This window comes from Comamonas sp. DB36 (assembly GCF_057914905.1).
Genome location: NZ_CP196631.1, coordinates 2,435,096 through 2,449,881, shown reverse-complemented (window position 1 = coordinate 2,449,881; position 14,786 = coordinate 2,435,096). Strand labels below are relative to the sequence as shown.

Sequence of the window (14,786 nt, the reverse complement as noted above, 5' to 3'; positions counted from 1 at the left end):
TTCCTGAGGGCTGCGCAAAGGCCGGGTTCAGAGCTGGCTTGCATGATTGGGCTTTCATCAGGTGGCGCAAAGATGCTGGAAATATATTTGACACATTTTTATGTTGTACTAGCACAAACCATACCTGCTGCTGTCTGCTGCAGGCCTTCGGGTGGGCAAGCGGCTGGATGGACCGCAGCATCCGTCCATTCCCCTCACGATGCACCGTCTTCAGGCGCTGACTGCACAGCGCTGGTGCGCTTCGCACACGGCATCCGCACCAAATGGCGCCATCCAGACCGCTGCGCTGGCGCCTGCGCGCGCGCCAAAAAAAAGCTCCCGTGAGGGAGCTTGCAGCCAGAGGATCAGCGGCCCAGGTCCTTGGACCAGGCGGCATACCAGTCACGGAACAGTTGGTACTGCGCTTCGGTGTAGCGGCGCTGCGAGTCGGTCAGCGCATCGGTTTCGTTGAAGTGCAGCGTGTATTCCTTCTGGCCGTTGAGCACCAGCAAATACTTGTAGTACAGGACCAGATCGGTGCCTTCGTCAAACGAAGACAGCACGGCCAGCGCCGACTCCAGTTCCTGCGCTTGGCGGCGCGCGGCGACATCGCCTTGGGCGGCCTTCTTGCACAACTCGACCAGGTGCAGCACTTCCTTGGGCAGGGCATTGCCTATGCCTGTGATGGAGCCCGTGGCGCCGCAGTTCACGAAACCGTGGAACACCTGGGTGTCGACGCCCACCATCAGCGTCACGGCATCGTCCTTGGAGGTGATGTGTTCCGCGGCGTAGCGCAGATCGGTCGCGCCGCCGAACTCCTTGAAGCCGATCAGGTTGGCGTACTTGGCGCGCAGTTCGAAGAACAGGTCGGCTCGCGTGGCGAAGCCGTAATAGGGGCTGTTGTAGATGACAGCGGGCAGGTTGGGCGCGGCTTCCAGGATGGCGGAGAAATGGGCTTTCTGCGCGGTTGCGGAAGCACCGCGCGACATGACGCGGGGAATCACCATCAGGCCATGGGCGCCGACCTTGGCGGCGTGCGCGGCGTGGGCCACGGCTTCCTTGGAATTGACCGCGCCGGTGCCGACGATCACGGGAATGCCCGCGGCCACCAGCCGGGCCACGCCTTCCTGGCGCTGCTCGGCGGTGAGCAGCGGCCAGTCGCCCATGGAGCCGCAGTAGACGACGGCGCTCATGCCTGCCGCAATGAGTTCCTTGCCCTTGGCAACGAGTGCATCGTAGTCAGGCGTGCGGTCCGGCGTGCACGGTGTCATGAGTGCGGGAATGGTGCCGGTGAAGATGTTCGTGCTCATAGAAAACCACCTTTGTGAAAAAACTCGCTGTGGGCACCTTCGGCAAGCGCGGCAAACGACGCAACTGCCGAAAGCGGAATCAATCTTTAAATAGACTGTAAATATATTAGCAATATTCCGAATGCCGAGGATAGTCGATGATTTTTTCCGGCGCAAGGGGGTTGTTGCGCATGGGCGCCATGCGGTTAAAAGCAGTGGCGCGCTGTGGCCGGGGCGCGACGCTGCCGTCCACCGGTCATTGCCCTGATCAGCAGTGGAAACATGCCCAGCCGCCGCTGCAAAAAAGCGCCGCTCATCTGCCTCTGTGCGGGGTTTTCGGCGGCAAAATCGTTTTTTTGCAAGCAGGGGTGGCAATGCGTGAAAGTGTGGATTGCGTCGTGATCGGCGCCGGTGTCGTGGGCCTGGCCGTGGCGCGCGCCCTGGCGCTGCAGGGCAGGGAAGTGATGGTGCTGGAAGCGGCCGAGGCCATAGGCACGGGCACCAGTTCGCGCAACAGCGAAGTCATTCATGCGGGCATCTATTACCCCGAAGGCTCGCTCAAGGCGCGGCTGTGCGTGCGCGGCAAGCAGCTGCTCTACGCCTACTGCGAAGAGCGCGGCCTGCCGTTCAAGCGCTGCGGCAAGCTGATTGTGGCCACCAGCGAAGCCCAGCGCGCGACGCTCGAATCGATTCGCCTCAAGGCCCTGGCCAACGGCGTCGATGATCTGGTGCTGATCGATGCCGGGCAGGCGCGCACCATGGAACCCGCGCTGCAGTGCGTTGCCGCGCTGCACTCGCCCAGCACGGGCATCGTCGACAGCCACGCGCTGATGCTGTCGCTGCAGGGCGACCTGGAAAACGCCGGCGGCCTGGTGGCATTTCATGCGCGCGTGCTGCGCGCCGAAGTCACGCCCGAAGGCATAGTGCTGCATACGGCCGACGGCATGGAGCTGATGGCGCGTACCGTGGTCAATGCGGCGGGCCTGTACGCGCCCGGTCTGGCCCGGACGTTCGACGGCCTGCCCGCGGACGTGGTTCCCAGCGCCTATTACGCCAAGGGCAGCTATTTCACGCTCAGCGGACGCAGCCCGTTCTCGCGCCTCATCTACCCGGTGCCCGAAGCCGCAGGTTTGGGGGTGCATCTGACGCTGGACCTGGGCGGCCAGGCCAAGTTCGGCCCCGACGTCGAGTGGGTTGATGGGCCTGACGATCTGGTGGTGGATCCACGGCGCGGCGAGGCGTTCTATGCGGCGGTGCGCAGCTACTGGCCCGGTCTGCGCGACGGAGCACTTGCGCCCGGCTACGCTGGCATTCGGCCCAAGATCAGCGCGCCCGACGCGCCCTCCGCCGACTTCGTGCTGCAGGGGCCGAGCGATCACGGCGTTCCCGGCCTGGTCAACCTGTTCGGCATCGAGTCGCCCGGATTGACCAGCTGCCTTGCGCTTGCCGAGTCTGTAAGCGCAATTGTGGGAGCTGTCTGACAGCGCTGCGGCCCAGATTCTCTTGGTGCTTGCCTCTGCATTCGCTAAGATGAAGCCATGACGCCAGTAGGCGCTTGTAGGTGACTCACCTCGCATGCGTTTTGCCGGCGCCTGTTTTTATTGTCCATCCGAAAGGCCTTCATGACTAAATCCGTATCCGAAACCATCGCCCACGCTCCTTCTGACCTGGAAAAACTGGTGAGCGATCTGCGCGGCTTGGTCGACAGCAAGACTCTGGACGCTTTGCCCGAGATCCAGGTGCTGCGCAAGCGCCTGGATGAGGGCATCGAATCCGCACGCGACTCGGCCGTGCGCGCCGCGCGCGAAGCCGCCCGCCAGGCCAAGGATGCGGCCATGGCTGCGGATCAGTACGCGCACGACGAACCCTGGCGTGTTGCCGGCGCAGCCCTCGCCGCTGGCGCAGTCATCGGTTTCCTGCTGTCGCGCCGCTGAATCGCGCGACAGCGATCCACCGGACATGGATGTGAACTGGTTGTCTCTACTCGGGATCGACGCTTGGATAGCGCGCTGGCGCGCCAATGTGATCGAAGGCGCGATCGCGGCCGAAGACCGCCTCGATCTCGCCCGCCTCGAATGGCAGGATCAGAAACGCCGATTGATCTCCGTCGTGGTGCTGGGCATCGCGCTGGCGGGGCTTACCGTGGTGACCTTGATCGTGCTCTCGATGGCGCTGCTGGTGCATTTCTGGGATTCGCCCGAGCGCGTCACGGTCGCCTGGAGCGTGGCCGGTGCCTGGTTGTTGATCTGGGCCGGCTTGCTGCTGGGTCTGTGGTCCACGCTGCGCAAGGCCGGAAATGCTTTCGCGCTGACACGCAATGAGCTCGCGCAGGATTGGCGCTCGCTCAAGGAGAAGCTGTGAACACTTCCACGACTTCTGCCGACAGCCTCAAGGCCAAGGCCGCGGCGCTTGATCCTTCGCTGCCCGAAACGCACCGCGCCGTGCTGCTGCGTATTGCGACGCAGCGCGAGCGCCTGAATGCGCGGCGCAGCGCGCGCGCCCAGGCGCTGGCGTTGCAAAGCCAGCAATCGGCACATATGCCTACCTCCGGTCCGCTGTCGGAGCGGCTGGTGGCCTTTGCGCGGCTGCATCCCATGGCGGTCGCGGCTGCGGCCGTAGCGGCCCTCGCCGTGGGTCCGCGGCGGCTGATCCGCTGGTCGGGCATTGTGTTGCCGCTGGTGATGAAATACCGCCGCTAAGGGCGGCGAATCCGGCGCGAGCCGGACGCGAAAAAGCCGTGCGCTGCCAGCAGCCACGGCTTTTTCTTTTTGCGCGCGCAGCTCAGCGCAGCGCGCGAATCGCCCTGGCCGCGCGCTGCACCAGCGCCGGGCCTTCGTAGATCAGGCCGCTGTAGATCTGTACGACATCGGCGCCCGCATGGATCTTTTCCACGGCATCGGCGGCGCTCATGATGCCGCCCACGCCGATGATGGGGAACTTGGGGCCCAGGGCGGTGCGCAGCTGGCTTATCACATGGTTGCTGGCCTCGCGCACCGGCGCGCCGGACAGCCCACCGGCTTCCTCGGCATGCGCCATGCCCTGGACGGCTTCGCGGCGGATGGTGGTGTTGGTGGCGATCACGCCGTCCATGCCATGGCGCTGCAGCGTCGCGGCGATCACCGCGACCTGGTCGGCGTCGAGATCGGGCGCGATCTTGACGAACAGCGGCACGCGCCGGCCGTGCTGCGCGGCCAACTGCTCGCGGCGCACGGCGATCGCGCCCAGCAGGCCATCAAGCGCGTCGTCGCTTTGCAGCGCGCGCAGGTTCTTGGTGTTGGGCGAGCTGATGTTCACGGTCACATAGTCGGCATGCGGGTACACGCCTTCCAGCGCGATCAGGTAGTCGCTGGTCGCTTCCTCTATGGGCGTGAGCGCGTTCTTGCCGATGTTCAGGCCCAGCAGCATGGGCTTGCCCTGGGCGCGGCATTTCGACTCGCGCACGTTGGCGATGAATGCCTCCAGCCCCTGGTTGTTGAAGCCCAGGCGGTTGACCAGAGCCCTGGCCTGGGGAATGCGGAACATGCGCGGCTGCGGATTGCCCGGCTGGGGCTTGGGCGTCACGGTGCCGACTTCGACAAAGCCAAAGCCCATGGCGCTGAGCGCATCGATGCAGCGCGCGTTCTTGTCCAGGCCTGCGGCCATGCCCACGCGGTTGGGAAAGCGCAGTCCGGCGAGTTCGATCGGGTCCGATACCATGGGTTGCGACCAGGCCCATTGCAGCGGCGTGCCCTGGCCGCGCGCCAGCAGGTTCATGGTCAGGTCATGGGCTGCTTCGGCGTCGAGCCGGAACAGAAAGGGTCTAGCCAGTGCGTAGGGAATAAGAGACATTGGATAATTCGGTGATTACTTCCAATTCTCTCCCATGACGACACCTGCTGCAGCCCTTTCCCAAGATGAACTCAAAACCCTGGTGGGACAAGCTGCCCTCCAATATGTGCAGCCAGGCGAAATCGTCGGCGTGGGCACGGGCTCGACGGTCAACAAGTTCATCGACGCGCTGGCGACCATCAAGGACCAGATCCGCGGCGCGGTTTCCAGCTCCGTGGCCAGCACCGAGCGCCTGAAGGCGCTGGGCATAGCGGTGTTCGACGCCAACGAGGTCGAGTCGCTGTCGGTGTACATCGACGGCGCCGACGAGATCGACGGCAAGGGCTATATGGTCAAGGGCGGCGGCGCGGCATTGACGCGCGAGAAGATCGTCGCCGCGCTCGCAAAGCGTTTCATCTGTATTGCCGATGAATCCAAGCTGGTCGATGCGCTGGGCGCGTTCCCTCTGCCCGTCGAAGTGATTCCCATGGCCGCGCAGCAGATCGCGCGCCGCTTCGAAGCGCGCGGTGCGAGCGCCGCGCTGCGCCTCAAGGACGGCCAGCCGCTGGTGACCGACAACGGTCAGCACATTCTGGATGTGCGCGGCCTGTCGATTGCCGATCCGCTGGCCTTCGAGTCCGAAGTCAATCAGTGGCCGGGCGTGGTCACCGTGGGCGTGTTTGCCCACCAGAAGGCTTCGGTATGCCTTCTTGGCACGGCACAGGGCGTGCGCACCATCGCCTACTGACCCCGCGCGGCCATGGTCAACGTGTCATGCGCGGCCTGGCTCGGCGTGGGTCATGGCAGGCCGTTGGGGGCCCCATCCCACATGGAGCCTGGCGGCTGCAGATGCAGCAGCGGGTTCACCTCATCGATATCGGTGCCTTCTTCGCTGTCGTCGGACTCCTCCGAGTCGACATGGATGGTGCGAGTGTGTCCGGGGTTCCAGACGTAGTTGCTGGATATCAGCGACCATTCGTCAATTGAATCGTTGTCGCTTTCGCCTTCATCTTGCGGGACTGTCGACTCTGCATAGCCATACGAACAGCGCAGTAGATCCTCGCGCATGCCAAAGCGCTCGCCCAGCTCTGCTATTGATTCAACCAATTTGAGGCGGAGGTTTGTCAGCGTGCCGATCGACGGCGCATCCGCGTAGAATTTGGCGATGTCGTAGGCAAATTGAATCAGGTCGTCCACACTGCTGCTGACGGGTTCCTTGACCGCGTTTGTGCGTTGCAGAAAATCGGACAGCGTCTGCCTCTGGGCTGCAATGTCGTCCTGTTCATCTATTGCCTTGCTAAGCGAAACAGACGTGCGCCGCTGTAAAACAGCTTCTTCGTCCAACAGCTTATCGAGCTTGGCCAGGTCCTGCCTCACCAGGTAGATCTTCGTTTGCGTGTACGTTGGGTCGCTGTACTCTTGCGCATTTTCTTCCACGAAATAGGCTTGGTTGATTTCTTCTATGATTTCTCTGAGTGCGTCCACCAGCGGGCGTGCGAGCGCTTGGGGGTCGACGCGGGCTTGTGTTAAAGCCCGGATGAGGTGGCCCGGCACTCGAGCAGGATCGTCGAGCGCGTGGCCTTGGAACTGCCGAAGGTGGGCAGTCGCAGCGGCATGTTCAGCTGCTTGCAGGCCTTCAATGTGGTCCTTTTGTAAAGCCATCCACATCCGTTCTGTCATATTGTGCTGCGCCCAGTAGGAGCCCAGTTGGGCGAGCTCATCCTCGGCCACTTGTAGCATGCCGCGGTGAATGACGCTCTGTGTCGAAGAGTGATCTAGTTGCTGGGCCATTCTCGCGACCTCTCTTTCACCGGCAGCCATCCGATCGCCCAGTCCGCGATCCAGCCTGACCACTTCGGCCTTCACTGCCTGGAATTGTAGGTACACCTGGTTGGCCGCGGCAATCTGCTCGGTCGAGGCGTTGACAGCCGCGGGGCCGTCCGAGCGGGGCTCTGCCGGGACAGTATCTTCGGTATCTTGGGTTGTGTTGTCGGTGGGCGGGAGTGACTTGATCAGAGTGTCCAGCGTGCTCTCCTGAGGCGGTTGCTTGTCCATGATTTTTAAACCTTGTAGAAGTACTGCAAAAGTGCGGGGAGACGGGGCAGTCGTTGCTCAGGCGCATGAGCGATCCGTGCCCTGGTGGAAATTCTATCAAAAATAAATAATAAATAGTTTTTTACTATCAAGCGATGCAAGTTGGCACCATCCCGATAGATGTATGGATGCAGAGAATTCCCGCCCCGGGCACGGGCTTGCCGCCGGGCGTTCGGCTGCGCATGGCGCGCGGCGTGGTCGGCAAATTCAGGGTGCCGAGCGGGATTGGCGTGGTGGCTTCTTGCCGCGCCAAAGGGCTGGCGCGGCGCATCTCCAGCCTTGCCGGCGCTGGCGGCTCAGAAGCTCAGGCCTGCGGGATTGGTGGGTGTCACGCGGTTGGACGACGCAGGCGGCATCTCCATGCGGCGTTCTGTCCCGGCGGGTGCGGCAGCGGGCGCGGCTGGCGCGGGCGGCGTGGCCAGCGGCCGCACGGGCACTTGGCGGTAATTTGCGGGCAGGGTCGAAGTCTGCGGGTAGCCCGCTGCATCCAGGTATTGGCGCCATTCGTCGGCCGCAAAGCCTGTGAGATGCTGGCGGCCTATGGTCGCAAACGGCAGCTGGCGCTGGCCGCTGAGCGCCTGCAGCGCCTGGATGTCGGCGTTGGTCTGTACGCTCAGTTCGGTGAAGGGAATGCCGCGCGTCGTGAGCAGCGCGCGTGCGCTGGCGCAGGGGCTGCAGTCGCTGCCGGTGTAAAGCGTCACGGGAAAACGTGCCTGCACGTCGCGCAGCCCATAGGGCAGGGCATCGCTGGCGTTGCCCGGAGCGCGCGCATCTTCGGAGGTCACGGCGGCGCGCGCGGCTTTGGGCTCGCGGTCGGAAAATGTCACGCGCCCGTCGGGGCCTACGCTGCGGTAGATGGCCTGGGCCGTGGCTTCATTCACCGCGAATGCGGTGACGGCGAGCGCCATGACCGCAACCAGTGCCGAGCGCTGCAGAGAGGGCGAAACAAGCATGGCAGGAACCTGGTGAAAAGAAGGGGCAGGGCGGGCAGGCGGCGGTGAGCCGCCTGCGCCTGGTCAGGCCGCCAGCGGTTCGGCCATGCCCTGGTGGCGCAGCAAGGCGTCCAGAGAAGGCTCGCGGCCGCGGAAGGCCTTGAACGAGTCCATGGCCGGGCGGCTGCCGCCGGCTTCGAGAATCGCGGCGCGGTAGCGACGGCCGGTCTCGGGAGCATTGCTGCCGTCGGGCAGCTGCGTTTCCTCGAAGGCCGCGTAGGCGTCGGCGCTGAGCACTTCGGCCCACTTGTAGCTGTAGTAGCCCGCGGCGTAACCGCCCGCGAAGATATGGCTGAACGTGTGGGCCGTGCGGCTGTAGGGCGGTGCGGGCAGGACCGCGACTTCGGCGCGTACCTGGGCCAGCAGCGGCATGATGTCGTCGGCCGGCTGGTGCGTGGTGTGCAGCAGCATGTCGAACAGCGAGAACTCGATCTGGCGCAGCGTGCCCATGCCGCTCTGGAAGTTCTTCGCCGCCGTCATCTTGTCGAACAGCGCGCGCGGCAGCGGCTCGCCGGTGTCCACATGGGCGGTCATGTGCTCGAGCACATTCCATTCCCAGCAGAAGTTTTCCATGAATTGGCTGGGCAGCTCGACCGCATCCCATTCGACGCCGCTGATGCCCGAAACATCGCGCTCGTTGACCCGGGTCAGCAGATGGTGCAGGCCGTGGCCGGTTTCATGGAACAGCGTGATCACGTCGTCGTGCGTCAGCAGCGCGGGCTTGCCGTCGACACCGTCGGCGAAGTTGCAGACCAGATGCGCGACGGGCGTCTGCAGCTGGTGGTTGTCGGGGCGCAGCCAGCGCGCGCGCACATCGTCCATCCAGGCGCCGCCGCGCTTGCCCTTGCGCGCCGGCTGGTCGAGGTAGAACTGGCCGACCAGCTCGGGGCCGTTGCTGCCTGCGCGCTCGATGCGGTAGAACTCGACCGCGGGGTTCCAGACCGGAGCGACATCGCGGCGGATGCTGACTTCGAACAGGGTTTCGACGATCTTGAACAGCCCGGCGAGCACCTTGGGGGCGGGAAAGTATTGCTTGACCTCCTGCTCGCTGAACGCATAGCGCGCTTCCTTGAGCTTTTCGGAGATATAGCTCCAGTCCCAGGGCTGGGGATCGGCCAGGCCCAGTTCTTCCTTGGCAAACGCGCGCAGGTCGGCAACGTCTTTCTCGGCGAAGGGGCGCGCGCGGTGCGCGAGGTCGCGCAGGAAGGTGATGACTTCGGCCGGCGATTTCGCCATCTTGGTGACCAGCGACAGGTCGGCGAAGGTGGCGTAGCCCAGCAGCTGCGCTTCTTCCTGGCGCAGCGCCAGGATTTCGCGGATGTTGGCGCTGTTGTCGAATTTCCGGGCATCGCCCGCGGCCTGGTCGGAGGCGCGCGTGACATAGGCCTTGTAGAGCGTTTCGCGCAGGCTGCTGCTGCGCGCGAACTGCATCACGGGCAGGTAGCAGGGCATCTTCAGCGTGAGCTTGTAGCCGGCCTGGCCTTCGGCTTCGGCGGCGGTGCGTGCGGCCTGCTGCACATCGGCGGGCACGCCTTCGAGCTCATCGAGCGTTGCGTAGTAGGCGAACGCATCGGTGGCGTCGAGCGCGTTCTCGCTGAACTTCTGGCTCAGCTCGGCCGCGCGTTCCTGGATCTGCGCGAAGCGCGCCTTGGCTTCGCCCTGCAGTTCGGCACCCGACAGCACGAAGTTGCGGATGGCGTTGTCCCAGGCACGGCGCTGCTCGGGATTGAGCGTGGCCGGATCGATGGCCTTGTACTTGGCGTACAGCCGCTCGTCTGCACCCAGGCGTGTCCAGAACTCGGTGACCTTGGGCAGAGCCTCGTTGTAGGCGGCGCGCAACTCGGGCGTGTCAGCCACGCTGTTGAGGTGGCTTACGGCGCCCCATGCACTGGAGAACTTCTCGGTTGCGACATCGAGCACGCCGGCAATCGATTCCCAGCGCGCGGGGAAATCCGCGGCGGTGACCGTTTCCAGCGCCTTGCTGGCTTGCTCCATCAATTCATTGATCGCGGGCTGCACATGTTCGGGCTGGATGCGGTCGAACAGGGGCAGGTCGGTTTTGTCGAGAAGTGGATTGCTCATGCGTGCTTATGTGGCGGCGTAACTAATAATTTCAAGCGGTGAGTGAAAGCAGCAGGCTTGGACAGGTTCAGTTCAAGCAGCTGGCTTTGTTCGCGCTGAACGTCGAGGTGCCGGGCATGCGAGCGGGGCACACCCTTCGAACTGTCGCTCAGGCCGCGGTCCGCTCGGCCGCTTCCACGGTGCTGACCAAAAGCATCGTAATCGTCATCGGGCCGACACCGCCGGGCACGGGGGTAATGTAGCCCGCGACTTCCTTGACGCCCGCAAAGTCCACGTCGCCGCAGAGCTTGCCTTCGTCGTTGCGGTTCATGCCCACGTCGATCACCACGGCGCCGGGCTTGACCATGTCGGCCGTCAGCACGTTGCGCTTGCCCACGGCAGCGACCACGATGTCGGCCTGGCGCGTCATCGCACCCAGGTCGGCCGTGCCGCTGTGGCACACGGTGACGGTGGCATTGGCCTGCAGCAGCATCATGGCCATGGGCTTGCCGACGATGTTCGAGCGGCCGATGACCACGGCGTGCTTGCCGCGCAGATCCTTCATGCCTATGGACTCGAGCATCTTCATGCAGCCGTAGGGCGTGCAGGCCTTGAAGCCGACTTCACCGACCATCAGCGCGCCGGCGCTGGCGACGTGAAAGCCGTCGACATCCTTGAGCGGCGAGATCGCTTCGATGACCTTGTGGTCGTCGATGTGCGCGGGCAGCGGCAGCTGCACCAGGATGCCGTGGATGCTGGGGTCGTTGTTGAGCGCTTCGACGCGCGCCAGCAGTTCTGCTTCGGTCAGGCTGGCGTCGTACTTCTCGAGCACCGAATGCAGGCCCGCTTCCTCGCAGGCCTTGACCTTGTTGCGCACATAGACCTGGCTGGCGGGGTTGTCGCCCACCAGCACCACGGCCAGACCGGGCGTGACGCCGCGCGCCTTGAGTGCCGCGGCGCGCGTGGCGACTTCGGAGCGCAGTTGGCGGGAGAGGGCGTTGCCGTCGATGAGTTGGGCTGTCATGTTTGAAATCTCAATAAAAAATGCTGCTAGCACCGTGGGGCACTAGCAGCCGTGTACCTGCCGTAATTCTAGGGATCAGGCCGGGACCTTGCCTGTGGGCTGGTTTTGTCCCAGCGCGATTTTCAGCAGGTCGGCGACGGTGTTGGCGTTGAGCTTTTCCATGATGTTGGCACGGTGCGCTTCCACGGTCTTGATGCTGATGCCCAGATCGTCGGCGATCTGCTTGTTCAGGCGACCGGCGACGATGCGTTCGAGCACCTGGGCTTCGCGGCTGGTGAGCTTGGAGAGCAGCGCGTCGCGGCTCGCGGCCTGCTGGTGACCGGCAAAGGCTTCGCGGGCGTGGTCCAGCATGCGCTCGACCAGGCCCAGCAGTTCTTCTTCATTGAACGGCTTCTGGATGAAATCCAGCGCACCCTTCTTCATGGTGTTCACCGCCATGGGCACATCGCCGTGTCCGGTGATGAACACGATGGGCAGGGGCGACTTGCGTTCGATCAGGCGGTCCTGCAGTTCCAGGCCGGTCATTCCGCCCATGCGGATGTCGACGATCAGGCACGCGACCTCACGCGGGTCATAGCGCGCCAGAAAGGATTCTGCGGCGTCGAAGCAGCGCACGCGGTAGTCCTTGCCTTCGAGCAACCATTGCAACGAATCACGGACGGCCTCGTCGTCGTCCACCACATACACAGTGCCTTTTTTCGGAATCAAACTCATGCAATCGTCCTTGGTGTGGGTTCGGTTGTCGTGGTGAGCGCTGTCGCATCCACAGGAGCCGCGAGCGGCAGCCAGAAAGTGAAGCGGCAGCCTATGACATCTGAACCATTGTAGAGGTTCTCCGCGCGCATTCGGCCATGGTGTGACTCGACAATGCTGCGGCACAGATTGAGCCCCATTCCCATGCCTTCGCTCTTGGTCGTGAAGAAGGCTTCGAACAGGCGTTCGAGCACTTCGGGCGGCAGGCCCTTGCCCGTGTCCTGCACCGTGAATTCGACCACCTGCTGGCCTTCGATTTCACGCGGCAGCACGCTCAGTTCGACACTGCGCTGGTGGCCCGGACGCTGCGAATTCTCTATCGATTCGGCGCCATTCTTCATCAGGTTGACCAGCACCTGCTCGATCAGGATGGCATCGGCCATCACGGGCGGCAGCCGCTCGGCAATATGGTGGGTCAGACGCACGTTGTGGCGGCGCAGCTCGATGTCGGCGAGTTCCACCGCTTCGTTCACCATGTCGGCCACCTGGGCCAGCGTGCGGTTGGGCTCGCTGCGCTTCACGAACGCGCGTATGCGCTGGATGATCTGGCCTGCGCGCTGCGCCTGGTGGGCGGTCTTCTGCAGCGCCGTGAGCAGCATCTCCTGGCTCAGCTGGCCGCTTTGGCTGCGCGAGATCATGCCGCTGCAGTAGTTGCTGATCGCCGTGAGCGGCTGGTTGAGTTCGTGCGCCACGCTGGACGCCATTTCGCCCATGGTGATCAGGCGGCTGATCGACTGCGCGTGCTCGGCCTGGCGCGCGGCCTGCTCCTGCGCCAGGCGCCGCGGCGTGATGTCGGTGGCGATCACCATCTGTGCGAGACGGCCGTCGACCCAGCTGAGGTAGCGCGAGCGCACTTCCAGCCATTTGCCCAGGTCGGGCAGGAAGATCTCGGCGTTCTCGCTGCGCGCGCTGGTCAGCGGGTCGGCGGGCAGGCCCATCAGGCCGTCCTCGTCGTCCATGTTGGAGTCGGTGTGGCGCGTGGGCAGCACGCCGGCCTGGGCCACCAGCTGCAGATGACCGTCGGTCTGCGAGCCGAACCACTGACGGTAGAGCTTGTTGGCAAACAGCAGCTCGGCGCTGCCCAGGGGCGCGACCGACACCGAGGCGTCCAGCGCCTCGAGCACGATGGTGAAGCGTTCATGCGAGGCCGACAGCTGCTCGCGGATGCGGTTGGGCTCGGTGATGTCGGTCATCGACGACATCCAGCCCGTGTGCTGGCCGTGGGCGTCGATCAGCGGCGAGACATACAGCCGCGCGTCGAACTGGCTGCCGTTCTTGCGCTGCACGCGCACCTGGAAGCCGCCGACGATGGTCTTGCCGCTGAGCTCGTCGCGCAGCTTCAGCCGCAGGCTGTCGTACTCGTTGCTGGGCCAATAGCTGTAGGGCGGCAGCTGGCCGACCAGATCGCTTTCGCTCCAGCCCGTCATCTGGCAGAACGCGGCGTTCACATAGGTGATCCGGCCTTCGAGGTCGAGCGCGCGCATGCCTGTCAGCACCGAGTTTTCCATCGCGCGGCGGAAGTTGGTCTCTGCGACCAGCGCTTCCTGGGCGCGCATGCGCCGGCGCGTATGGCGCCAGGTGGCCAGCAGCAGCCAGGCCGTCATGGCGCTGAGCGTGCCTACCAGCCAGAACAGGCTGTTGCCCACAAAGCCCAGCGAAGTGCGGTAGGCCTGGGCGCGCAGCACCAGGCCGCTGCCCACGGGCGATACCGGCACCTCATATTCGTTGGCGCGGTCACGCCACCAGCGCCAGGCATTGCCGCTGGCACGCTGCGACAAGGCCGTGCCGGCCAGCAGCTTGCCGCTGCCGTCGAGCATGGTGACCGCGTAGCGTGCGAGCACTTCTGTCGGCGTGCCGTAGCGCAGCAGGCTGTCGACCGAGTACTCGCCCAGCACCACGCCGCCAAAGCCGCCCGTGCTGTTGATCGGCACCTGCAGCTGCAGCAGCGGCACCGGCTCGCCGGCTATCGCCAGCGACTGCGAATAGACCGGCTGCTGCAGGTCCTGCACCTGCGCAAACGTGCGTGCGGTATCGCCGGGCCGCAGGATCTGGCCGGCGATGCGCAGCTGTTCGCTGTGCACCGTGGGCGCGGAATGGCTGGCGCGTATGCGCTGGTGCTCGTCTATCCAGCTGATCGACTGCAGCTCGGGGTATTGGGTGATCAGCGCTTCGCTGCGGCGCGCAAAGTCGCCCCGACCCAGCTCCTGGTTGGCGATGTCGCGCGCCACGCGCATCAGTTGCTCCTGGCGTTCGAGCAGGCGCAGGCGCACGCGCTGCTGGGCGTATTCGACATCGCGGCGCAGCGCTTCCTGCTCACGCTCGACTTCCTCCACGCGCAGATACCAGAACGCGACCACGATGGCCGCAAGAAACATCAGCACCGCTGCCAGCGGCGCGAGCGCGGCAAAACGGTCCTGTCGCGTGGGCGACAGGCTGCGCCACCAGCTGCGCCACCAGCGCGCGGGCGCAACGATGGTGTCGGACAGGACATGCGGGGCGGCCGGCGCGGACGCGCCAGGCGGGGATGCGGCGGGCCTGACGGCAGGCTTGACGGGAGTGGGATCCATGGCCCGAGTGTAGAGGAGCAGGGCGCGCTTTTCCGGCGGTCTTCAGCCTGCGTTTGAATTGTGCATTTGCAGCAAAATATCACATTATGAAATTGAAAAGCATCATTTGAAATTTGCGGAAAATGTGCGAAACTTCCGATCAAATTCATTCAGTGGCGGCCGGTTTGCGGCCGTTTGCGCAGGGCAGCTGGTTGAGCATTTGGCAGGAGCATTCCGGCCC

The 14,786-nt window shown here is 64.4% G+C and carries 13 protein-coding genes; 5 read left to right on the top strand and 8 right to left on the bottom strand.

All coding sequences use genetic code 11. From position 1 onward, the window contains the following. Positions 1-344 precede the first annotated feature (344 nt). The gene (locus tag ACSVDO_RS11260; RefSeq protein WP_332537356.1) at positions 345-1,289 is read right to left on the bottom strand and encodes a dihydrodipicolinate synthase family protein; all 945 of its coding nucleotides are present in this window, start codon (positions 1,287-1,289) and stop codon (positions 345-347) included. A 353-nt stretch (positions 1,290-1,642) separates the two neighbouring features. On the opposite strand from ACSVDO_RS11260, the gene ACSVDO_RS11255 reads away from it, so the two are divergent. From ACSVDO_RS11255 to ACSVDO_RS11240, 4 genes are all read left to right on the top strand, one after another. Beyond that, a complete protein-coding gene (locus ACSVDO_RS11255) occupies positions 1,643-2,749 on the top strand; it encodes an NAD(P)/FAD-dependent oxidoreductase (protein ID WP_489592162.1) in 1,107 nt (368 codons plus the stop codon). A 141-nt stretch (positions 2,750-2,890) separates the two neighbouring features. Continuing rightward, positions 2,891-3,202 carry an ElaB/YgaM/YqjD family protein gene (locus ACSVDO_RS11250; RefSeq protein ID WP_489592160.1) on the top strand — a complete coding sequence of 104 codons (312 nt, stop codon included), beginning with the start codon at positions 2,891-2,893 and terminating at the stop codon, positions 3,200-3,202. Positions 3,203-3,233: 31 nt separating this feature from the next. Continuing rightward, positions 3,234-3,629 carry a phage holin family protein gene (locus ACSVDO_RS11245; RefSeq protein ID WP_332534690.1) on the top strand — a complete coding sequence of 132 codons (396 nt, stop codon included), beginning with the start codon at positions 3,234-3,236 and terminating at the stop codon, positions 3,627-3,629. Continuing rightward, complete coding sequence (locus tag ACSVDO_RS11240) at positions 3,626-3,967, top strand: hypothetical protein (RefSeq protein ID WP_332534688.1); 342 nt, start codon at positions 3,626-3,628, stop codon at positions 3,965-3,967. Before ACSVDO_RS11245 ends, ACSVDO_RS11240 begins: the two co-directional genes overlap by 4 nt. A gap of 82 nt (positions 3,968-4,049) precedes the next feature. Here ACSVDO_RS11240 and ACSVDO_RS11235 read toward each other — a convergent pair whose 3' ends face one another. Then, positions 4,050-5,096: a quinone-dependent dihydroorotate dehydrogenase gene (locus tag ACSVDO_RS11235; RefSeq protein WP_489592157.1), complete on the bottom strand. Its 1,047-nt coding sequence runs from the start codon at positions 5,094-5,096 to the stop codon at positions 4,050-4,052. Positions 5,097-5,130: 34 nt separating this feature from the next. Here ACSVDO_RS11235 and rpiA point away from each other — a divergent pair, with 34 nt between their 5' ends. Beyond that, a complete protein-coding gene (rpiA, locus tag ACSVDO_RS11230; protein ID WP_489592155.1) occupies positions 5,131-5,823 on the top strand; it encodes a ribose-5-phosphate isomerase RpiA in 693 nt (230 codons plus the stop codon). Between the two features lie 50 nt (positions 5,824-5,873). On the opposite strand, the gene ACSVDO_RS11225 is transcribed toward rpiA, so the two are convergent. From ACSVDO_RS11225 to ACSVDO_RS11200, 6 genes are all read right to left on the bottom strand, one after another. Beyond that, positions 5,874-7,130, bottom strand: a complete 1,257-nt coding sequence (locus ACSVDO_RS11225; protein WP_489592154.1) for a hypothetical protein — start codon at positions 7,128-7,130, stop codon at positions 5,874-5,876. Positions 7,131-7,465: 335 nt separating this feature from the next. Further along, positions 7,466-8,122: a glutaredoxin family protein gene (locus tag ACSVDO_RS11220; RefSeq protein WP_489592152.1), complete on the bottom strand. Its 657-nt coding sequence runs from the start codon at positions 8,120-8,122 to the stop codon at positions 7,466-7,468. Positions 8,123-8,185: 63 nt separating this feature from the next. Further along, entirely contained in the window at positions 8,186-10,243 is a 2,058-nt protein-coding gene (locus ACSVDO_RS11215) for a M3 family metallopeptidase (RefSeq protein ID WP_489592150.1), read from the bottom strand. A gap of 148 nt (positions 10,244-10,391) precedes the next feature. Next, a complete protein-coding gene (gene folD, locus ACSVDO_RS11210) occupies positions 10,392-11,246 on the bottom strand; it encodes a bifunctional methylenetetrahydrofolate dehydrogenase/methenyltetrahydrofolate cyclohydrolase FolD (protein WP_332534681.1) in 855 nt (284 codons plus the stop codon). Between the two features lie 75 nt (positions 11,247-11,321). After that, entirely contained in the window at positions 11,322-11,960 is a 639-nt protein-coding gene (locus ACSVDO_RS11205; RefSeq protein ID WP_175503911.1) for a response regulator transcription factor, read from the bottom strand. Then, positions 11,957-14,566, bottom strand: a complete 2,610-nt coding sequence (locus ACSVDO_RS11200; protein ID WP_332534680.1) for a PAS domain-containing sensor histidine kinase — start codon at positions 14,564-14,566, stop codon at positions 11,957-11,959. The genes ACSVDO_RS11205 and ACSVDO_RS11200 overlap by 4 nt, the downstream gene beginning before the upstream one ends. Between the last annotated feature and the right edge of the window lie 220 nt (positions 14,567-14,786).